The sequence below is a fragment of the Pseudarthrobacter sp. C4D7 genome (genome assembly GCF_013359725.1).
Taxonomy (GTDB): Bacteria; Actinomycetota; Actinomycetes; order Actinomycetales; family Micrococcaceae; genus Arthrobacter.
In genome coordinates, this window is the sequence record NZ_JABFMW010000001.1 from 142,166 (window position 1) to 157,640 (window position 15,475).

Sequence of the window (15,475 nt, forward strand, 5' to 3'; positions counted from 1 at the left end):
GCGGACGGCCCTCCCGAAAAATGTTACCGGCGGGTAACATTGGCGGCATGCACCTGCTCCTGAGAACCCTCCTCATGCTTTTCCGCTCCGGCCGCCGCCCGCCCTTGGCCGTATGGGACCCCTCGTCTCTGCCCCTGCGCGTGCTGCCCACGGACATCGACATCGCCATGCACGTCAACAACGGCATGTATCTGTCCCTGATGGACCTTGGGCGGTTCGACCTGATGGTCCGCAGCGGCGTCTGGAAGCGGATGCGCCGCCGCGGCTGGAGCCCTGTGGTGTCCGCGGAGACCATTTCCTTCCGCAAATCGCTGCAGCTGTGGCAGGAGTACGCCATCGAGACCCGCATCATCGGGCTGGACACCAAGGCGATTTTCTTCGAACAGCGCATGGTGGCCGACGGCGAAATTTACGCGCGCGCCTACATCGCCACCCGGCTGGTCACCAAGGGCGGCCCGGTCAGCCAGGAAGATATCCTCGCCGAGTTCGGCACGCCCCCGGAGGATCTGGTCCTGCCCGAATGGATCCACGAATGGCGCGCCTCCAGTGCCCTTCCCGGCAGCCGCACACCGGCCCCGCATCTCTGGGACGCCACCGCCTGACCCGGCCATCCGCCGTCGTCCGTTGCCGTATTCCCAATGACGCGGGGAGCGAACAACCGCGACAGGCCCGTGGCCGGCGCGTACCGTGGACACATGGCTACCCTTGACATCACAGGTGAACAGTTCGCATCGACGATCGAAGGAAACGACATTGTCCTGGTCGATTTCTGGGCTGAATGGTGCGGCCCCTGCAAGCAGTTCGGCCCTACCTACTCAGCAGTCTCCGACAAGCACCCGGACGTCGTCTTCACCAAGGTGGACACCGAAGCCGAGCAGCAGCTCGCCGCTGAGGCAGGCATCACGTCCATTCCCACGCTGATGGCCTTCCGCGAAAAGGTTCTGGTGTTCTCCCAGCCCGGTGCGCTGAACGCCCAGCAGCTGGAACAGGTAGTGGATGCCGTGAAGGCCCTGGACATGGATGAAGTCCACGCGCACGTGGCCAAGCAGCGCGAGGAGGCGGAAGCCGCCGCCAGCAAGCCTGCCGGCCAGAGCGGCCCCCAGGACGGAACGCAGATCCCCGACTTTTAAACCCCATAAACGCAGAATGCGGGTCCTCCGGTGGGAGGACCCGCATTCTGCGTTTAACGGCTGCGGCTAGACGCGTTCCACCGTGACCGGTTTGGCCAGGAGCGCGCTCAGCGATTCATTCAGGTCCTGGACGGCGATGCCCTTGGAGTGCCTGTCCAGGTCCTCCTGGGAGGCCCACTGCTCGGTCAGGACCAGCTTCTCCTCGGTGGCTTCGGTGAGCTCGTACTGGATGCAGCCCGGCTCCTTCACTACCTCGTCGATGGCGATTTCCAGGGCCAGCTTGACGCGGTGGAACTCGCCGGCGTTGGGGATGAACGTTGCTATCAGGTCAATGGGTGCACTCATGGATTTCACAATACCGGCAGCGCGGGAATGAACCGGCTGTGTTGCGGACCTTCTTCCTTCTCCTGCCGGGATCCTGTTGATAGCGTCCTCTCATGCGTGCTTATACAGCCGGGGACACTGACGTCCCGCTCCTGGAGGAAACCATCGGCGCGAACTTCGAGCGCGTCGCCGCGCAGTTTCCGCTTCACGACGCCCTGATCGAGGCTGCACCCGTGCCGGGCGCCGACGCGCGGCGCTGGAGCTACACCAAGATGAACGACGACGTCGACCGGCTGGCGCGCGCGCTTCTCGCCCTGGGCGTCGGCAAGGGTGAGCGGGTGGGCATCTGGAGCCCCAACTGCGCCGAGTGGACGCTGCTGCAGTACGCCACGGCCAAAATGGGCGCCATCCTGGTCAACGTCAACCCCGCGTACCGCAGCCACGAACTCGAATTCGTGGTCAAGCAGAACGGTATGCGCATGCTGGTCACGGCGCCCTCGGACACCAACAGCGACTACGTGGCCATGGCCCGCCAGGCCCTCCTGAACTGTCCGGACCTCAGGGAACTGATCTTCCTGCCGGACCACGGGCTGGACACCCTGAAAGCCGGCAGCCCCCAAAGCGGCGCCGAACTCACGTATGCCGAGCTGCTGACCCGGGCAGACGGCGTCGGGCATGCCGTCCTCAAAGCCCGCATGGCAGAACTCAGCCCGCACGATCCCATCAACCTGCAGTACACGTCCGGCACCACGGGCTTCCCCAAGGGCGCCACGCTGACGCACCACAACATCCTGAACAACGGCTTTGCCATCGGTGAGCTGCTGGGCTACACGGAGCATGACCGGGTGGTGATCCCGGTGCCGTTCTACCACTGCTTCGGCATGGTGATCGGCAACCTGAACGCCCTCAGCCACGGGGCCGCCACCATCATCCCGGGCCGGGGATTCTCGCCCGCCGCGGCGCTTGAGGCCGTCCAGGACTTTGAGGGGACGTCCCTGTACGGGGTGCCCACCATGTTCATCGCCGAGCTGGCGCTGCCCGACTTCGGTTCGTACGACCTCTCCACGCTCCGCACCGGAGTCATGGCCGGGTCCTTGTGCCCCATCGAGGTGATGAACCGGGTGATCGCCGAGATGAACATGGTGGACGTGGCCATCTGTTACGGCATGACCGAAACCTCGCCCGTGTCCACCATGACCCGCAAGGGCGACACGATGCAGCAGCGCACCGAGACCGTGGGCCGCACCATGCCGCAGCTGGAGAGCAGGATCGTGGATCCCGCCACCGGCGAAGACCTGGAACGCGGGCAGATCGGCGAACTCTGCACCCGCGGCTACGCCGTCATGGCCGGATACTGGAACCAGCCGGACAAGACCGCCGAAGCGATCGACGCCGACGGCTGGATGCACACCGGGGACCTGGCCCGCATGGACCAGGACGGGTATGTGGTGGTGGAGGGCCGGATCAAGGACATGGTGATCCGGGGCGGCGAGAACATCTACCCACGCGAGATCGAGGAATTCCTCTACACCCACCCGGACATCCAGGATGTCCAGGTGATCGGGGTCCCGGATGCCCGGTATGGCGAGGAGTTGATGGCCTGCATCATCCTCAAGGGATCGGCCCCCCTGACCGCCGACTCCCTGGCCTCGTTCTGCCGCGGCCAGCTGGCCCACTACAAGATTCCGCGCTACGTGGAGGTCCGCGAAAACTTCCCCATGACGGTTTCGGGGAAGATCCGCAAAGTCCAAATGAGGGAGGAAGCGGTGGCCCGGCTGGGGCTTTAGGCGTCCCTGCCGCGGCGCCCAGCACCGGCGCGGACGGCAACGGCAACGGCAACGGCAACCGCTGCAAGCGCCGCCACGGCAAGGACCATGCGGCCGTTCGATCCCGTCAGGGACAGTGCGCGGCTGCTGCTGGGACCGGCGTCCCTGCGGCCGGGGATGTTCCATTCGTCCTGCGCGGGGAAGATCCCGGCCGGAAGTTTCTCCTGCTGGAGCTCCCGCCGGGCGGCGAGCCGCTCACGGACCTCCTGGTTGGGGGCCGGTTCCAGGTCATCGGCTGCGATGGCCGTGGGGTAGTCGATGATGTAGGGCTCACCGTAATACGCGGAAGACGCCACGGACTCCACCCAGGTCTCCGGCGGCGTGCCAGCGCCCCGCGCAGCAAAGGCGGACAGCAGCAGCTCCCGGATTTCCGCCAGGCTCCTGCCTCCGGCCTGGCGAGTCACGTCGAAAATGGCCAGCTGCAGCCTGAGCTTCTCTTCCGCGTCCTGATCCTTGGCATCCGGGTCCAGGACCGTGGGGTCCTGGGCCGATCCGGGCGCAGCCTCGGGGTTGGGGGATGTGGTGCTGCCTGCTTCGGAGTTCATGGGATCCTTTCGGTCAACGTGTCCTGCCAGCCTAGCGCCGTCCTTCAGGACATGCAGGGGCTCCCCTCGGGTGCCGCCTACCGGCTCCGTACCCCCTGCCGGGGACATCATGCGGTTCCCGCCGCCGGAAAATTGCCGCGCGGGTCAGTGCCGGCGGTGGTCCTGGATGGTCATCCGCGGGCCAAAGGTGGGTTTGCGGAAGCCGGAACTCTGGATCATCCGCACCACCCGCTGCCGGTGCCCCCGCCAGGGCTCCAGCAGCTCCAGCATCCCGGCGTCGTCCGTCCGTCGTCCGGTCAGGGCAGCCCCCACGTAGGCCGCAAGGTGGTAGTCGCCCACGGAGATGGAATCCGGGCACCCGTGGGTGCGCTGCACTACTTCGGCTGCCGTCCAGATCCCGATGCCCGGGATAACCTGCATCTTCTCCGCCGCTTCCAGCGCCGGCAGCGCCGCGAGCCGTTCCAGCGCGACGGCGGAGCGCAGCGCACGCATTACAGTGGCTGAACGCTGGGGGCCCACCCCGGCCTTGTGCCACTCCCAGCTGGGAATCTGCAGCCACTGCGCGGCCGTTGGGGCCACCACCAGGCCGGCCGGCGTCGACGTCCCGGCCAGCGGCGCCGGCGTCCCGTAACGGTGCACCAGGTAGCGGTAGGCGCGACGGGCCTCGATCACCGTCACTTTCTGTTCCAGGATGATCGGCACCAGCTGGTCCACCATGCGGCCGCTGGACGGCAGCCGGAGGGCCAGGCTGCGGCGGCGGGCCTCCCGCACCATGCGCGGCAGCGTTGCGTGGAAGGCGGGCTCATCGAAGCCCGCCCAGTCGTCGCCGGCACCCAGCAGGCGGGGTGCTGCCCGGACGGCGGCCGCTGCCCCGGGGCCCCACGCCTGGATATCCACCAACGGGCCGCACTCCGCGCCGCCCCCGGCAGGGGTGAGCCGCAGGGTGGCCGGACCTTCCGGTGTGGTGAAGGCATTCCAGATAACGTCCCCCTGCACGCAGAAGGACGGATCGCTGTTGCCGCGCAGGAGCGGGCCAAGGGTCCGGGAAAGGCTGTAAGGGCCTTCCGGATACCAGCGCAGGGACTGGTCCGCCGCGGCCGCAAGCCGGGGAGGTGCCGCTGCGATCGTCATGCCTTCCATCGTCCCACGGACCACCGACACCGGCGGGACCATCGGCCCCTCTGCGCTTCCCGCGGAAGGCTGATCCCGCCGCATTTCCAGCTTGGTCAGGGCACCCCGGAGACGGCCCAGAGTGCCACCACGGCCAGCGGCACGGTCAGGACCACGGCCACCAGGCCGGCCAGCGCGAAGCCACCCCACTTGATGGGCACATTCAGCACCCGTAGCCGTTCGTGCCACAGCAGCGTGGCCAGCGACGCCCACGGAGTCACCAGCGGGCCCAGGTTCACCCCGATCAGCAGGGCGGCAAGCCGGACCGGTGAACCCGCCACCGGTTCCAGGGCAAGGTACGCGGGGAGGTTGTTGGCAGCGTTCGCCGCCCCGGCGCCGAGCGCGGCCAGCTGCAGCAGCGCAGGCAAGCTGTCACCGGTCCCGGCCACACCCGCCAGCAGGGTGGTAAGGCCGTGCGCATGCAGGGCCTCCATCAGCATGAACAGCCCCACCGTCAGCATCAGCGGCCGCCACGGGACCATGGACCACCGCAGGGCCGAGGGGCGGCGCCGGAGGAAGACCGCCACCAGGACGGCGGCGGCGGCAAGCGCCGGGTACTGGACCGGCAGCCCGGACACCAGCGCAGGCAGCAGGACCACCAGCGTGATCCCCGCGGCTTTCAGCAGGGTCCGGTCGCGGACCGGACGCGAGGGCTGCGGCCCGTACGTTCCGCGCAGGTCCCGCCGGAAGGCCAGCCAGAGCAGGGCAAGGGGGACCAGCACGCCAACCAGGGCGGGAGCCCACACCAGCCCCGCGAAACGCCAAGGACTCAGGCCCAGCCGGTCCTGCGCCAGGAGGTTGGTCAGGTTGGACACCGGCAGCAGCAGGGAAGCGGTGTTGGCCAGCCAGATGCTGGTGAGCGCGAACGGCAGCGGCGGGATTTTGGCGTGCACGGCCAGCAGCACCACCACGGGGGTCACCAGTACTGCGGTGGTGTCCAGGGACAGGAACACGGTGGACACCGTGGCCACGGCCACCACCAGGAGCCACAGGAGGAAAACCCGGCCCCGGCCCAGGGCGGCAAGGCGGTCGGTCACCACCCGGAAAAGCCCTGCCTCGTCCACCAGTTCGGTGACCAGGGACATGGCGAGCACGAAGGCCAGGATGGGGATGGTGCGGGATGCCAGGTCCCCGAAAGCCGGGACGGGCAGCACACCGGTTGCCAGGGTTACTAGGCCTGCTGCCAGGGTTGCGCCGGGCAGCAGGTAGCTGCGGGCGGCTTTCAGCCATGCGGACTGCTTCACCGGCCTATCCTCCCACCCGCGGCAGGGATCGGCGCGCAGGAAGCGGTAGCTTTGTACCTATGAAGTACGCCCAGTCCATCCTGGACCTCATCGGCAATACCCCGCTCATCAAACTCAACCACGTGACTGAGGGCATCAAGGCCACCGTCCTGGTCAAACTGGAGTACCTGAACCCCGGCGGATCCATCAAGGACCGGATCGCCGCGCAGATGATCGAGGATGCCGAGCGCGAGGGAAAGCTCAAACCCGGCGGCACCATTGTGGAACCCACCTCAGGCAATACCGGGGTGGGCCTTGCCCTGGTGGCGCAGCAGAAGGGCTACAAATGCGTCTTCGTGGTTCCGGACAAAGTGGGCGAGGACAAGCGTGCCGTGCTCCAGGCCTACGGCGCGGAAGTGGTGGTCACGCCCACCTCCGTCCCGCCGGACAGCCCGCAGAGCTACTACGGCGTCTCGGACCGCATCACCCGGGAGACGCCCGGGGCCTATAAGCCTGACCAGTTCTCCAACCCGGCCGCGCCCGGCAGTCACTACAAGACCACTGGTCCGGAGATCTGGCGGGACACTGACGGCAGGGTCACCCACTGCGTCATCGGCGCCGGTACCGGCGGCACCATCACCGGCACCGGCCGGTACCTCAAGGAGGTATCAGCTGACAGGCCGGAGGCCGACGGCGGCGTGGTCCGGATCATCGGCGCCGATCCCGAAGGATCGGTGTACTCAGGCGGCACCGGGCGGCCCTACTTCGTCGAGGGCGTCGGCGAGGACATGTGGCCGGGCAACTACGACAAGTCCATCCCGGACAAGGTGATCGCCGTCAGCGACGCCGACTCCTTCAGCATGACCCGCCGGCTGGCCCGTGAAGAGGGACTGCTGGTGGGCGGATCCTCCGGCATGGCTGTAGTAGCCGCGCTGAAGGCTGCGCGCAACCTGCCCGAAAGTGCCGTCGTCGTGGTGATCCTGCCGGACTCCGGCCGCGGCTACCTGGCCAAAATCTTCAATGACCAGTGGATGCGTTCCTACGGGTTCCTCTCCGGCGGCGAGGAAACCTCCGTGGGGGAAGTCATCAAATCCAAGACCGGCGAGCTGCCGGACCTGGTGCACATCCACCCTAACGAGTCGGTCCGCGACGTCATCAACATCATGAACGAGTTCGGCGTCAGCCACATCCCCGTCCTCTCGCAGGAGCCGCCGGTGGTCATGGGCGAGGTCCTGGGCGCCGTGGACGAACGCACCCTCACCGCCAAACTGTTCCGCGGCGAAGCAAAGCTGACGGACAAGATCTCCGAACACATGGGCCCCAAGCTGCCCGTGATCGGCTCACTGGAAACCATCTCCGCGGCCAGGGAACTGCTCTCTGACACGGACACCCTGATGGTCACGTTTGTAGGCGCGCCCGTGGGCATCCTCACCCGGCACGACCTGCTGGCCTATCTCAGCAACTGATCTGCGCTACCCGTTAGGAGCACCCATGCCTGCCTCTGAAAACCAAGGTTTCAACACCCGCGCCGTCCATGCCGGCCAGGCCTTCGAACCCCGCACCGGAGCCGTGGTCCCGCCGCTGCACTTCAGTTCCACGTACGCGCAGGACGGCATCGGCGGCCTGCGCAGCGGCTACGAGTACGGCCGGGGCGGCAACCCCACCCGGGACGCGTTGCAGGAGCAGTTGGCCGCACTGGAACTGGGCACGCACGCCTACAGCTTCAGCTCCGGGCTCGCCGCGGAGGACGCCCTGATCCGGGCGCTCACCCGCCCCGGAGACCACATCGTGCTGGGCAACGACGCGTACGGCGGCACCTACCGGCTGATCAGCCGGGTGCTGGGGGACTGGGGGATCGGTAACACCCCCGTGGACATGGCCAACCTGGACCGGGTCCGCCATGCAGTGGCGGCGCACAAGACCCGGTTCGTCTGGGTGGAAACGCCGTCCAACCCGCTGATGAAGATCACCGACATCGTGGCGCTCGCCGACATTGCGCACGACGCCGGGGCCCTCCTGGTGGTGGACAACACCTTCGCGTCCCCCTACCTCCAGAACCCGCTCGCCCTGGGTGCGGACGTGGTGGTCCACTCCACCACCAAATACATCGGCGGCCACTCCGACGTGGTGGGCGGCGCCGTCGTGGTCAAAGACGCGGAACTGGCGGAGAAGATCGGCTTCGTGCAGTTCGCCGTCGGCGCCGTGTCCGGACCCATGGATGCCTTCCTGACCACCCGCGGACTCAAGACCCTCGGCGTGCGGATGGACCGCCACAGCGAGAACGGGCAGGCCGTGGCCGAGTGGCTGCTGGAGCGCCCGGAGGTGGAAGCGGTCCTCTATCCGGGGCTGCCGGACCACCCGGGCCACGAGCTCGCCAAAAAGCAGATGCGCAAGTTCGGCGGCATGGTGTCCGTCCAGTTCAAGGGCGGTGAAGCTGCCGCCCGCAAGGTGGCCGAGTCCACGTCCGTGTTCACGCTGGCGGAATCCCTCGGCGGAATCGAGTCACTGATGAACTACCCCTCCGAAATGACGCACGCCTCAGTCAAGGGCACGGAGCTGGCCGTCCCGGTGAACCTGCTGCGCTTGTCCTGCGGCATTGAGGACAAGGAAGACCTGATCGCGGACCTGGACCGGGCGTTCTCCAACATCGCGTAACAACAAACTGGCCTGTGGCTTTCTTGAAGAAAGTCAACTAGCGTTGCCGGTATGCCTCTTCGATCCGACTGGTCCCAACGCACCTGCAGCATGGCCCGCGGCCTGGATGTCCTGGGTGATCCCTGGTCCATCCTGGTCCTGCGCGAGGTCTTCTTCGGCAACGGACGCTTCGACGCGATGAAGAGCCGGCTGGAGGTGGCGGACTCAGTCCTCACCAAGCGGCTGGCAGGCCTGGTGGAGTCCGGACTGCTGGAGAAGAAGGCGTACGACGACGGCGGCCGCACCCGCCAGGAATACGTCCTCACCTCCAGGGGCGAGGACGCCCTGCCGGTCCTGAACGCGGTGACCATCTGGGCAGAGAAGCATCTGCCGGCACCGTCGGACCAGGCGCACCTCCACGTCATCCATTCCGGCTGCGGCAAAGCCACCAGCTCGGCGGACACCTGCACCGAATGCGGGGAACGGCTCACCGCGGCGAACACCAGCTGGCACAGCCGTTCGCGGTCTGAACGGCCCATCCCGTTGTCCACCGCCGCAGGGAACGGACCGGCCGCGTGAGCCCCCCGCTCAAGAAAACAGCGGACGCAGCAGCGCTGCAAGGCGGCCGAGGCCCGCGCCGCCGCCTGCACCCTGCCTGGACCGTCGCCGCCGTTGCTTTCCTGGCGCTGGTGGGTGCGGCAGGTTTCCGGGCCGCGCCCGGCGTCCTCATGGTCCCGCTCCAGCAGGAGTTTGGCTGGTCCACCACGGTCCTGTCGGCGGCGGTCAGCATCAACCTGGTCCTCTTCGGCCTCACCGCCCCGTTCGCCGCCGCCCTCATGGAACGGTTCGGCATCAGGGCCGTCACGGCAACGGCCCTGGTCCTGATCGGCACGGGCAGCGCACTGACCGTCCTGGTAAACCAGTCCTGGCAGATCCTGCTGACCTGGGGCCTGCTGATCGGCCTTGGCACCGGCTCCATGGCCCTGGTCTTCGCCGCCACCATCGCCAACACGTGGTTCACCAAAAGCCGCGGACTGGTGATCGGTATCCTCACTGCCGGCAGCGCGGCCGGGCAGCTGGTCTTCCTGCCGTTCATCGCCTTGCTCGCGCAGGACCCCGGCTGGCGCCAGGCCTCCCTGCTCATCGCTGCCGGCGCCCTGGCCGTGGTCCCGCTGGTGCTGAAGTTCCTCAAGAACTCGCCGGCCGACGTCGGGGTGCTGCCCTATGGTGCTGCGCCTGCGGACGCCGAAACCCAGGAGGCCGCACCGGTCCAGGACAGCGGGCCCCGAGCCAACGCCGCCGTCCGGGCCCTGCAGGTGCTCCGGCGCGCCAGCAAAGTGCGGACCTTCTGGGCCCTCGCAGCGGGCTTCGCCATCTGCGGCGCCACCACCAACGGCCTGATCGGCACCCACTTCATCCCCTCCGCGCACGACCACGGGATGCCGGAAACCACCGCCGCGGGCCTGCTGGCCGTCGTCGGGATCTTCGACATCGCCGGCACCATCGCCTCGGGCTGGCTGACCGACCGCTTCAACCCCCGCGTCCTGCTGGCCGTCTACTACCAGTTCCGCGGCATCGGCCTGCTGGTGCTGCCGCTGCTGCTGAACGCCGAGGTGCAGCCCAGCATGATCGTGTTCGTGGTCATCTATGGCCTGGACTGGGTGGCCACCGTCCCGCCGACGGCAGCCATCTGCCGCGAAACGTTCGGAGCCGACGGCAGCGTGGTCTTCGGATGGGTGTTTGCGGCCCACCAGCTGGGCGCCGCGGCAGCCGCCATCGCCGCCGGAGCCCTCCGTGACGCCACCGGGCACTACACCTACGCCTGGTTTGGCGCCGCGGCCATGTGCACCATCGCCGCCGTCATCAGCGCCACCATCCGCCGGCACCACAGCCCGCGGGAAGCCGAGCCCGCCACGACCTGACACGGGGCGCGGCTAGGCTGGTCGGATGGAACCCCTTGCACCCGTCCCTGCCCGCCCCGTTGCCCTGGTCACCGGGGTGGGCCGGCTGGCCGGCATCGGTGCCGGCATCGCCCGCCAGCTGGCCGCTGACGGGTGGGACCTGGCCCTGTCCTACTGGGCCGACTATGACGCCCGCATGCCGTGGGGGAGCGAGCCCGAGGACGTGGTCCGCCTCACCGCGGAACTGGAAGCCTTCGGCGCGCAGGTCCACGTCCTGTCCGCCGACCTCCAGGATCCCGGAGTTCCGGACCGGCTCATGGCTGAGGCCGCCCAGCTGGCCGGACCGCTGCAGGGCCTGGTGCTCAGCCACGCCGAATCGGTTGACTCCGGCGTGCTGGACACCACGGTGGAATCCTTCGACCGGCATTTCGCCGTCAACACCCGCGGCAGCTGGCAGTTGATCGCCGCGTTTGCGCGGCAGGCCACGGACGACGGCGGCGCGATCGTCGCGCTGACCAGTGACCACACGGCGTTCAACCTTCCCTACGGCGCCTCGAAGGGGGCACTGGACCGGATCGTGATCGCCGCCGCCCGGGAGCTGGGCCCGCAGGGGATTTCCGCGAATGTCCTGAACCCGGGGCCGGTGGATACCGGCTGGATGACCCCCGAGATCCGTGACGAGCTCACGGCGCAGCAGCCGGGCGGCCGCCTGGGCACACCTGCGGACGTTGCCAGGACCGTGGCCTTCCTGCTCTCGCCGGCCGGACGGTGGGTGTCCGGGCAGCTGATCAAGGCCGACGGCGGTTTCTCCGCCTAAGCCGTCATGGCCGCCGTGGCAGCACGACGTCAGTGGAAGGCGCCGAGACCCGTGACGTGCCGGCCCAGGACCAAAGTGTGCACCTCGTCCGTCCCCTCGTAGGTGCGCACCGATTCCAGGTTTGCGGCGTGCCGCAGCGGAGAGTAGTCCGTGGTGATGCCGTTGCCGCCCAGGATGGAGCGGGCCTCGCGGGCGATCCGGATGGCTTCGCGGACGTTGTTCAGCTTGCCCAGCGAGATCTGTTCGGGCCGGAGGGTTCCCGCGTCCTTGAGCCGGCCCAGGTGCAGTGCCAGCAAGGTGCCTTTCTGGATCTCCACCAGCATGTCCACCAGCTTCTGCTGGGTGAGCTGGTAGCCCGCCAGCGGCTTCCCGAACTGCAGCCGCTCCAGCGAATATTCCAGTGCCGCCTCGTAGGAATCGCGGGCGGCGCCCATGGCACCCCAGGCGATCCCGTACCGGGCCTCGTTCAGGCAGGTGAACGGGCCGCGAAGACCCCGCGCACCCGGGAGCAGGGCCTCCGGACCCAGCCGGACGCCGTCAAACACCACGTCGCACTGGATGGATGCGCGCATGGACAGTTTGTTTGTAATGGGCGTGGCCGTGACGCCGGGGGTACCGGCCGGCACCAGGAAACCGTGGACGCCGTCGTCCGTAATGGCCCACACCACCATGACACCGGCCACCGAGGCCAGCCCGATCCAGCGCTTGGCGCCGTTGAGCACCCAGCCGGCGTCGTCGCCGCTGCCGTCCCGGACCGCGGAGGTGGCCATGGAAGCGGGGTCTGAACCGGCCGTGGGCTCGGTCAGGGCGAAGCACCCGATCACCTCGCCGGCAGCCATCCGGGGCAGCCATTCCTGCTTCTGTTCCTCGGAACCCCACGTGTGGATGGCGGTCATGGCCAACGACCCCTGGACGGAGACGAACGTGCGGATACCGGAATCGCCGGCCTCCAGTTCCATCGCCGCGAGGCCGTATTCGACGGCGGACCGGCCCGGACAGCCATAGCCCTCCAGGTGCATGCCCAGGACGCCGAGCTCGCCCAGTTCCGTCGCCAGCTCCAGGGGAAAAACAGCGTCTTCATACCAGCGGGCGATCTCCGGCCGGATCCGCTGGTGGGTGAAGTCGCGGACCTTTTGCCGGAGCTCCAGCTCCTCCGTGGACAGGAGGGCATCAAGGTCCAGGATGTCGGACGGGGAGGCGGTCATCGCTTTACCTCAAAGTAGCCGCGGGTGGAAGGCAGGAACCGGCAGACGGCGGCCAGCACCACGCCCAGGGCCAGCAGCACTACGCCGCTGACAAACGCGCCGCCGACGCCGAAGATCCGGGTGTCGCCGTAGGCCGGGTCCCACATCTGGACTGCCGAGATGAAGAACGCGGCCGTCAGCAGCAGCGCCCCCACAAGAGGAAGGATGCCACGGAACCAGAGGTTGCGGGCCGAATCCCGGAGGGTTCCGCGGAAGTACCAGAAGCACGCGAACCCGGTCAGGGCGTAGTAGAACGCGATGAACAGGCTGATGGCGCTGATGGAGTCCGCCAGCAGGTTTTCGCTGAGCAGGCTCATGGCCACGTAATAGGCGGCTGCGGCGGCACCCATCACCTTGGTGGAAAAACCCGGTGTCTGGTTGCGCGGGTGCACCTCGCCGAACCTGGCCGGTAGGGCGCCGTGGACACCCATGGACAGCGTGCCGCGGGCGGTGGGCAGGATGGTGGTCTGCGTGGAGGACAGGACGGAGGCCAGCACCGCAACCGCGATCAGCCAGCCCCACGGTCCCAGCACCACATCCTTCATGGCCAGGAACACGTCGTCCTGGTTGGCCTCATTGCCCAGCCCGATCCCCTCGGAGCCCACGGTGGCGTACATCATCACCAGCAGCGCCACGGAAACGTAGATTGCCACCAGGACGAAGGCCGAGATCACGGCGCCGCTGCCGGGGGTGGTGGATGGGTCCTCGGTTTCCTCGTTGACGGCCAGGCAGGTGTCCCAGCCCCAGTAGATGAACAACGCCAGGAGGGCCCCATGAACCACGGCTCCGGGGTCGGCAAAGGCACCCACCGGGTTGAACCATTCGAAGTCGAAGGCCTGTCCCTCGGGTGCCCCGCCCACGATCCGCACGACGATGGCCAGGGCGAAGACGCCCAGCGCAATGTACTGGATGTAGGTCAGGACCCGCTGGACGTGCTCGCCCAGCCGGATACCGCGATAGTTCACCAAGGTCATCAGCACGATGAACAGCAGGCCCGTCCCGGTGACCACCAGCTTGTTCTGCGCCAGCGACCCGTCACCCACCAGCAGCCACAGGTACTGGCCCGCCACCTGCGCCAGGTTGGCCAGGACCACGATCCCGGCCAGCGCCACGCCCCAGCCGCCCAGCCAGCCGGCCCAGGGACCGAAAGCCTGCCGTGACCAGGTGAACGTGGTGCCGCAGTCAGGGATGGCGCTGTTGAGCTCGCGGAACGCATAGGCGATGAAGAGGACGGGGATGAAGCCCAGCAGCAGGATCAGGGGAGTGTAGTTGCCGTTGACGGCAACGATCAGGCCCAGGGTGGCAGCCAGTGAATACACCGGGGCGGTGGAGGCCAGCCCCAGCATCACCGAATCGCCCAGGTCCAGGATCCCGGCCCGGAGTCCCTTGCCCGGCACCGGGGCGCCGGCCCCGCCGCCGTGGCTGCCCGCCGTCGTCATGTCCGTGCTCATAGGGTGATTCCTGCCTTGGTGGAGTTGGCCACGGCCGAAAGCGGCGCCGGGGCGTCGATGGTGTTGGGCACAAAGCGGCAGAAGTAGTCCGTGACCGGCCCGTCCGATTCGCGGATGCCGCAGCCTACGGACTCGCCATCCACCACCCACAGGCCCAGGACGGGGCGGTTGCCGTCGAAGTCGGGGAGCGGGTGGTACTGCTGGTAGCACCAGCCCTCGCGGCCGTAGCCGCCGGGCTGCTCCAGCGTGAGGCCGTCCGCGTGGATGCGGATGTTGTCGCCTTCGCGGCCGTGCAGGGGCTTGGCCACCCATTCCTTCAGCGGCCCCGGGTCCGTGAGGTACGCGGGCAGCAGGTTGGGGTGGTTGGGGTAGAGGTGCCACAGTGCCGCGAGCAGGGCCTTGTTGGAGAGCAGCATCTTCCAGGCCGGCTCCACCCAGCGCGGGTTGTGGGCGCGCTCCAGCAGGCGGGGGCCGAATTCCTCCTTCATCATCAGCTCCCACGGGTAGAGCTTGAAGATGGTGCTGATCATGAAGTTGTCCAGGTCCACGAACCGGTTCAGGTTGGGGTCCCAGCCAATATCGGACATGTTGATGCCGATGGTGGTCCAACCTGCCTGGCTGGCGACGTCGCGCATATAGGCGGCCGTCATCCAGTCCTCGCCGGATTCCTCCACTTCCGAGTGGGCAACGTGCAGCGTGCTCATTCCGGTGCGGTACTGGAACTTCTTCCACTGCCGGATCAGGGCCTCGTGGATGCCGTTCCACTGGTCCTTTTCCGGGTAGACATCCTGCAGCCAGAACCACTGCGCGACGGCGGCCTCGATGAGCCCGGTGGGGGTGTCGGCGTTGTATTCGAGCATCTTGGCGGGGCCGCCCTGGCCGTCGTAGATGAAATCGAACCGGCCGTACACGTCCACGTCACCGGCCTGCAGCGATTCGGCGGCAAGCTCAAGGGCCTGCGGACCGATGCCGATGCTCCCCATGGCGCCGGTGGCAAGGAACTTGGCTGCCTCCACGCACATCCGGTGCATGTCCTCGGCCGCGAGCTCAAGGGTTTCCACCTCCTCCGTGGTGAACTCGTAGTACGCCGATTCGTTCCAGTACTCGATCCGGCGCCCGTCATCCATGGTGGTGGTGGAAAAAACCAGGCCCTGCTCTTCGATCTTCTGCTTCCAGCCCGGGCGGGGCTCAGACAACATCCGTTTCATGC

15 protein-coding genes are annotated in these 15,475 nt (G+C 67.7%); 8 read left to right on the plus strand and 7 right to left on the minus strand.

Annotated elements, in window-relative coordinates; translation table 11 throughout:
• Positions 1–47 precede the first annotated feature (47 nt).
• On the plus strand, positions 48–602 hold the full coding sequence (locus HNO81_RS00680) for an acyl-CoA thioesterase (protein ID WP_175316241.1): 555 nt from the start codon (positions 48–50) through the stop codon (positions 600–602).
• Between the two features lie 93 nt (positions 603–695).
• Positions 696–1,130, plus strand: a complete 435-nt coding sequence (locus HNO81_RS00685; protein ID WP_175316242.1) for a co-chaperone YbbN — start codon at positions 696–698, stop codon at positions 1,128–1,130.
• Between the two features lie 66 nt (positions 1,131–1,196).
• Here HNO81_RS00685 and HNO81_RS00690 read toward each other — a convergent pair whose 3' ends face one another.
• Entirely contained in the window at positions 1,197–1,475 is a 279-nt protein-coding gene (locus HNO81_RS00690) for a putative quinol monooxygenase (RefSeq protein ID WP_175316243.1), read from the minus strand.
• 92 nt (positions 1,476–1,567) lie between these two features.
• Here HNO81_RS00690 and HNO81_RS00695 point away from each other — a divergent pair, with 92 nt between their 5' ends.
• A complete protein-coding gene (locus HNO81_RS00695) occupies positions 1,568–3,241 on the plus strand; it encodes an AMP-binding protein (RefSeq protein ID WP_175316244.1) in 1,674 nt (557 codons plus the stop codon).
• Here the strand turns inward: HNO81_RS00695 and HNO81_RS00700 are convergent.
• The 3 genes from HNO81_RS00700 to HNO81_RS00710 all read right to left on the minus strand — a co-directional run bounded on the left by HNO81_RS00700 (position 3,238) and on the right by HNO81_RS00710 (position 6,239).
• The gene (locus HNO81_RS00700) at positions 3,238–3,825 is read right to left on the minus strand and encodes a hypothetical protein (protein WP_175316245.1); all 588 of its coding nucleotides are present in this window, start codon (positions 3,823–3,825) and stop codon (positions 3,238–3,240) included. The genes HNO81_RS00695 and HNO81_RS00700 overlap by 4 nt on opposite strands.
• A 144-nt stretch (positions 3,826–3,969) precedes the next feature.
• Complete coding sequence (locus tag HNO81_RS00705; RefSeq protein ID WP_175316246.1) at positions 3,970–4,956, minus strand: DNA-3-methyladenine glycosylase; 987 nt, start codon at positions 4,954–4,956, stop codon at positions 3,970–3,972.
• 95 nt (positions 4,957–5,051) lie between these two features.
• Positions 5,052–6,239, minus strand: a complete 1,188-nt coding sequence (locus tag HNO81_RS00710; RefSeq protein ID WP_175316247.1) for an SLC13 family permease — start codon at positions 6,237–6,239, stop codon at positions 5,052–5,054.
• 59 nt (positions 6,240–6,298) lie between these two features.
• Here HNO81_RS00710 and HNO81_RS00715 point away from each other — a divergent pair, with 59 nt between their 5' ends.
• The 5 genes from HNO81_RS00715 to HNO81_RS00735 are packed head-to-tail and all read left to right on the plus strand — an operon-like array spanning position 6,299 to position 11,570.
• Positions 6,299–7,684 (plus strand): cystathionine beta-synthase, encoded by a 1,386-nt coding sequence (locus HNO81_RS00715; protein WP_175316248.1) that lies wholly within the window; start codon positions 6,299–6,301, stop codon positions 7,682–7,684.
• Positions 7,685–7,709: 25 nt separating this feature from the next.
• Entirely contained in the window at positions 7,710–8,873 is a 1,164-nt protein-coding gene (locus HNO81_RS00720) for a cystathionine gamma-synthase (RefSeq protein WP_175316249.1), read from the plus strand.
• A 51-nt stretch (positions 8,874–8,924) separates the two neighbouring features.
• On the plus strand, positions 8,925–9,431 hold the full coding sequence (locus HNO81_RS00725; protein WP_175316250.1) for a helix-turn-helix domain-containing protein: 507 nt from the start codon (positions 8,925–8,927) through the stop codon (positions 9,429–9,431).
• Positions 9,428–10,774 (plus strand): MFS transporter, encoded by a 1,347-nt coding sequence (locus tag HNO81_RS00730; RefSeq protein ID WP_371818132.1) that lies wholly within the window; start codon positions 9,428–9,430, stop codon positions 10,772–10,774. Before HNO81_RS00725 ends, HNO81_RS00730 begins: the two co-directional genes overlap by 4 nt.
• A 25-nt stretch (positions 10,775–10,799) precedes the next feature.
• A complete protein-coding gene (locus HNO81_RS00735; protein WP_175316251.1) occupies positions 10,800–11,570 on the plus strand; it encodes an SDR family oxidoreductase in 771 nt (256 codons plus the stop codon).
• Between the two features lie 29 nt (positions 11,571–11,599).
• Here HNO81_RS00735 and HNO81_RS00740 read toward each other — a convergent pair whose 3' ends face one another.
• From HNO81_RS00740 to HNO81_RS00750, 3 genes are read right to left on the minus strand one after another with little or no spacing between them, the layout of a single operon-like run.
• Positions 11,600–12,775, minus strand: a complete 1,176-nt coding sequence (locus HNO81_RS00740) for an acyl-CoA dehydrogenase family protein (RefSeq protein ID WP_175316252.1) — start codon at positions 12,773–12,775, stop codon at positions 11,600–11,602.
• Positions 12,772–14,265: an APC family permease gene (locus tag HNO81_RS00745; protein ID WP_175316253.1), complete on the minus strand. Its 1,494-nt coding sequence runs from the start codon at positions 14,263–14,265 to the stop codon at positions 12,772–12,774. The genes HNO81_RS00740 and HNO81_RS00745 overlap by 4 nt, the downstream gene beginning before the upstream one ends.
• Positions 14,262–15,473, minus strand: coding sequence for a glutathionylspermidine synthase family protein (locus HNO81_RS00750; protein ID WP_175316254.1), 1,212 nt, complete (start codon positions 15,471–15,473; stop codon positions 14,262–14,264). Before HNO81_RS00750 ends, HNO81_RS00745 begins: the two co-directional genes overlap by 4 nt.
• Positions 15,474–15,475: the final 2 nt, after the last annotated feature.

Coding starts and splice junctions, on each gene's coding strand:
- HNO81_RS00750 (WP_175316254.1), bottom strand. CDS start 15,473: ATGAAACGGATGTTGTCTGAGCCCCGCCCGGGCTGGAAGCAGAAGATC.
- HNO81_RS00720 (WP_175316249.1), top strand. CDS start 7,710: ATGCCTGCCTCTGAAAACCAAGGTTTCAACACCCGCGCCGTCCATGCC.
- HNO81_RS00715 (WP_175316248.1), top strand. CDS start 6,299: ATGAAGTACGCCCAGTCCATCCTGGACCTCATCGGCAATACCCCGCTC.
- HNO81_RS00745 (WP_175316253.1), bottom strand. CDS start 14,265: ATGAGCACGGACATGACGACGGCGGGCAGCCACGGCGGCGGGGCCGGC.
- HNO81_RS00725 (WP_175316250.1), top strand. CDS start 8,925: ATGCCTCTTCGATCCGACTGGTCCCAACGCACCTGCAGCATGGCCCGC.
- HNO81_RS00685 (WP_175316242.1), top strand. CDS start 696: ATGGCTACCCTTGACATCACAGGTGAACAGTTCGCATCGACGATCGAA.
- HNO81_RS00735 (WP_175316251.1), top strand. CDS start 10,800: ATGGAACCCCTTGCACCCGTCCCTGCCCGCCCCGTTGCCCTGGTCACC.
- HNO81_RS00690 (WP_175316243.1), bottom strand. CDS start 1,475: ATGAGTGCACCCATTGACCTGATAGCAACGTTCATCCCCAACGCCGGC.
- HNO81_RS00705 (WP_175316246.1), bottom strand. CDS start 4,956: ATGACGATCGCAGCGGCACCTCCCCGGCTTGCGGCCGCGGCGGACCAG.
- HNO81_RS00695 (WP_175316244.1), top strand. CDS start 1,568: ATGCGTGCTTATACAGCCGGGGACACTGACGTCCCGCTCCTGGAGGAA.
- HNO81_RS00740 (WP_175316252.1), bottom strand. CDS start 12,775: ATGACCGCCTCCCCGTCCGACATCCTGGACCTTGATGCCCTCCTGTCC.
- HNO81_RS00680 (WP_175316241.1), top strand. CDS start 48: ATGCACCTGCTCCTGAGAACCCTCCTCATGCTTTTCCGCTCCGGCCGC.
- HNO81_RS00700 (WP_175316245.1), bottom strand. CDS start 3,825: ATGAACTCCGAAGCAGGCAGCACCACATCCCCCAACCCCGAGGCTGCG.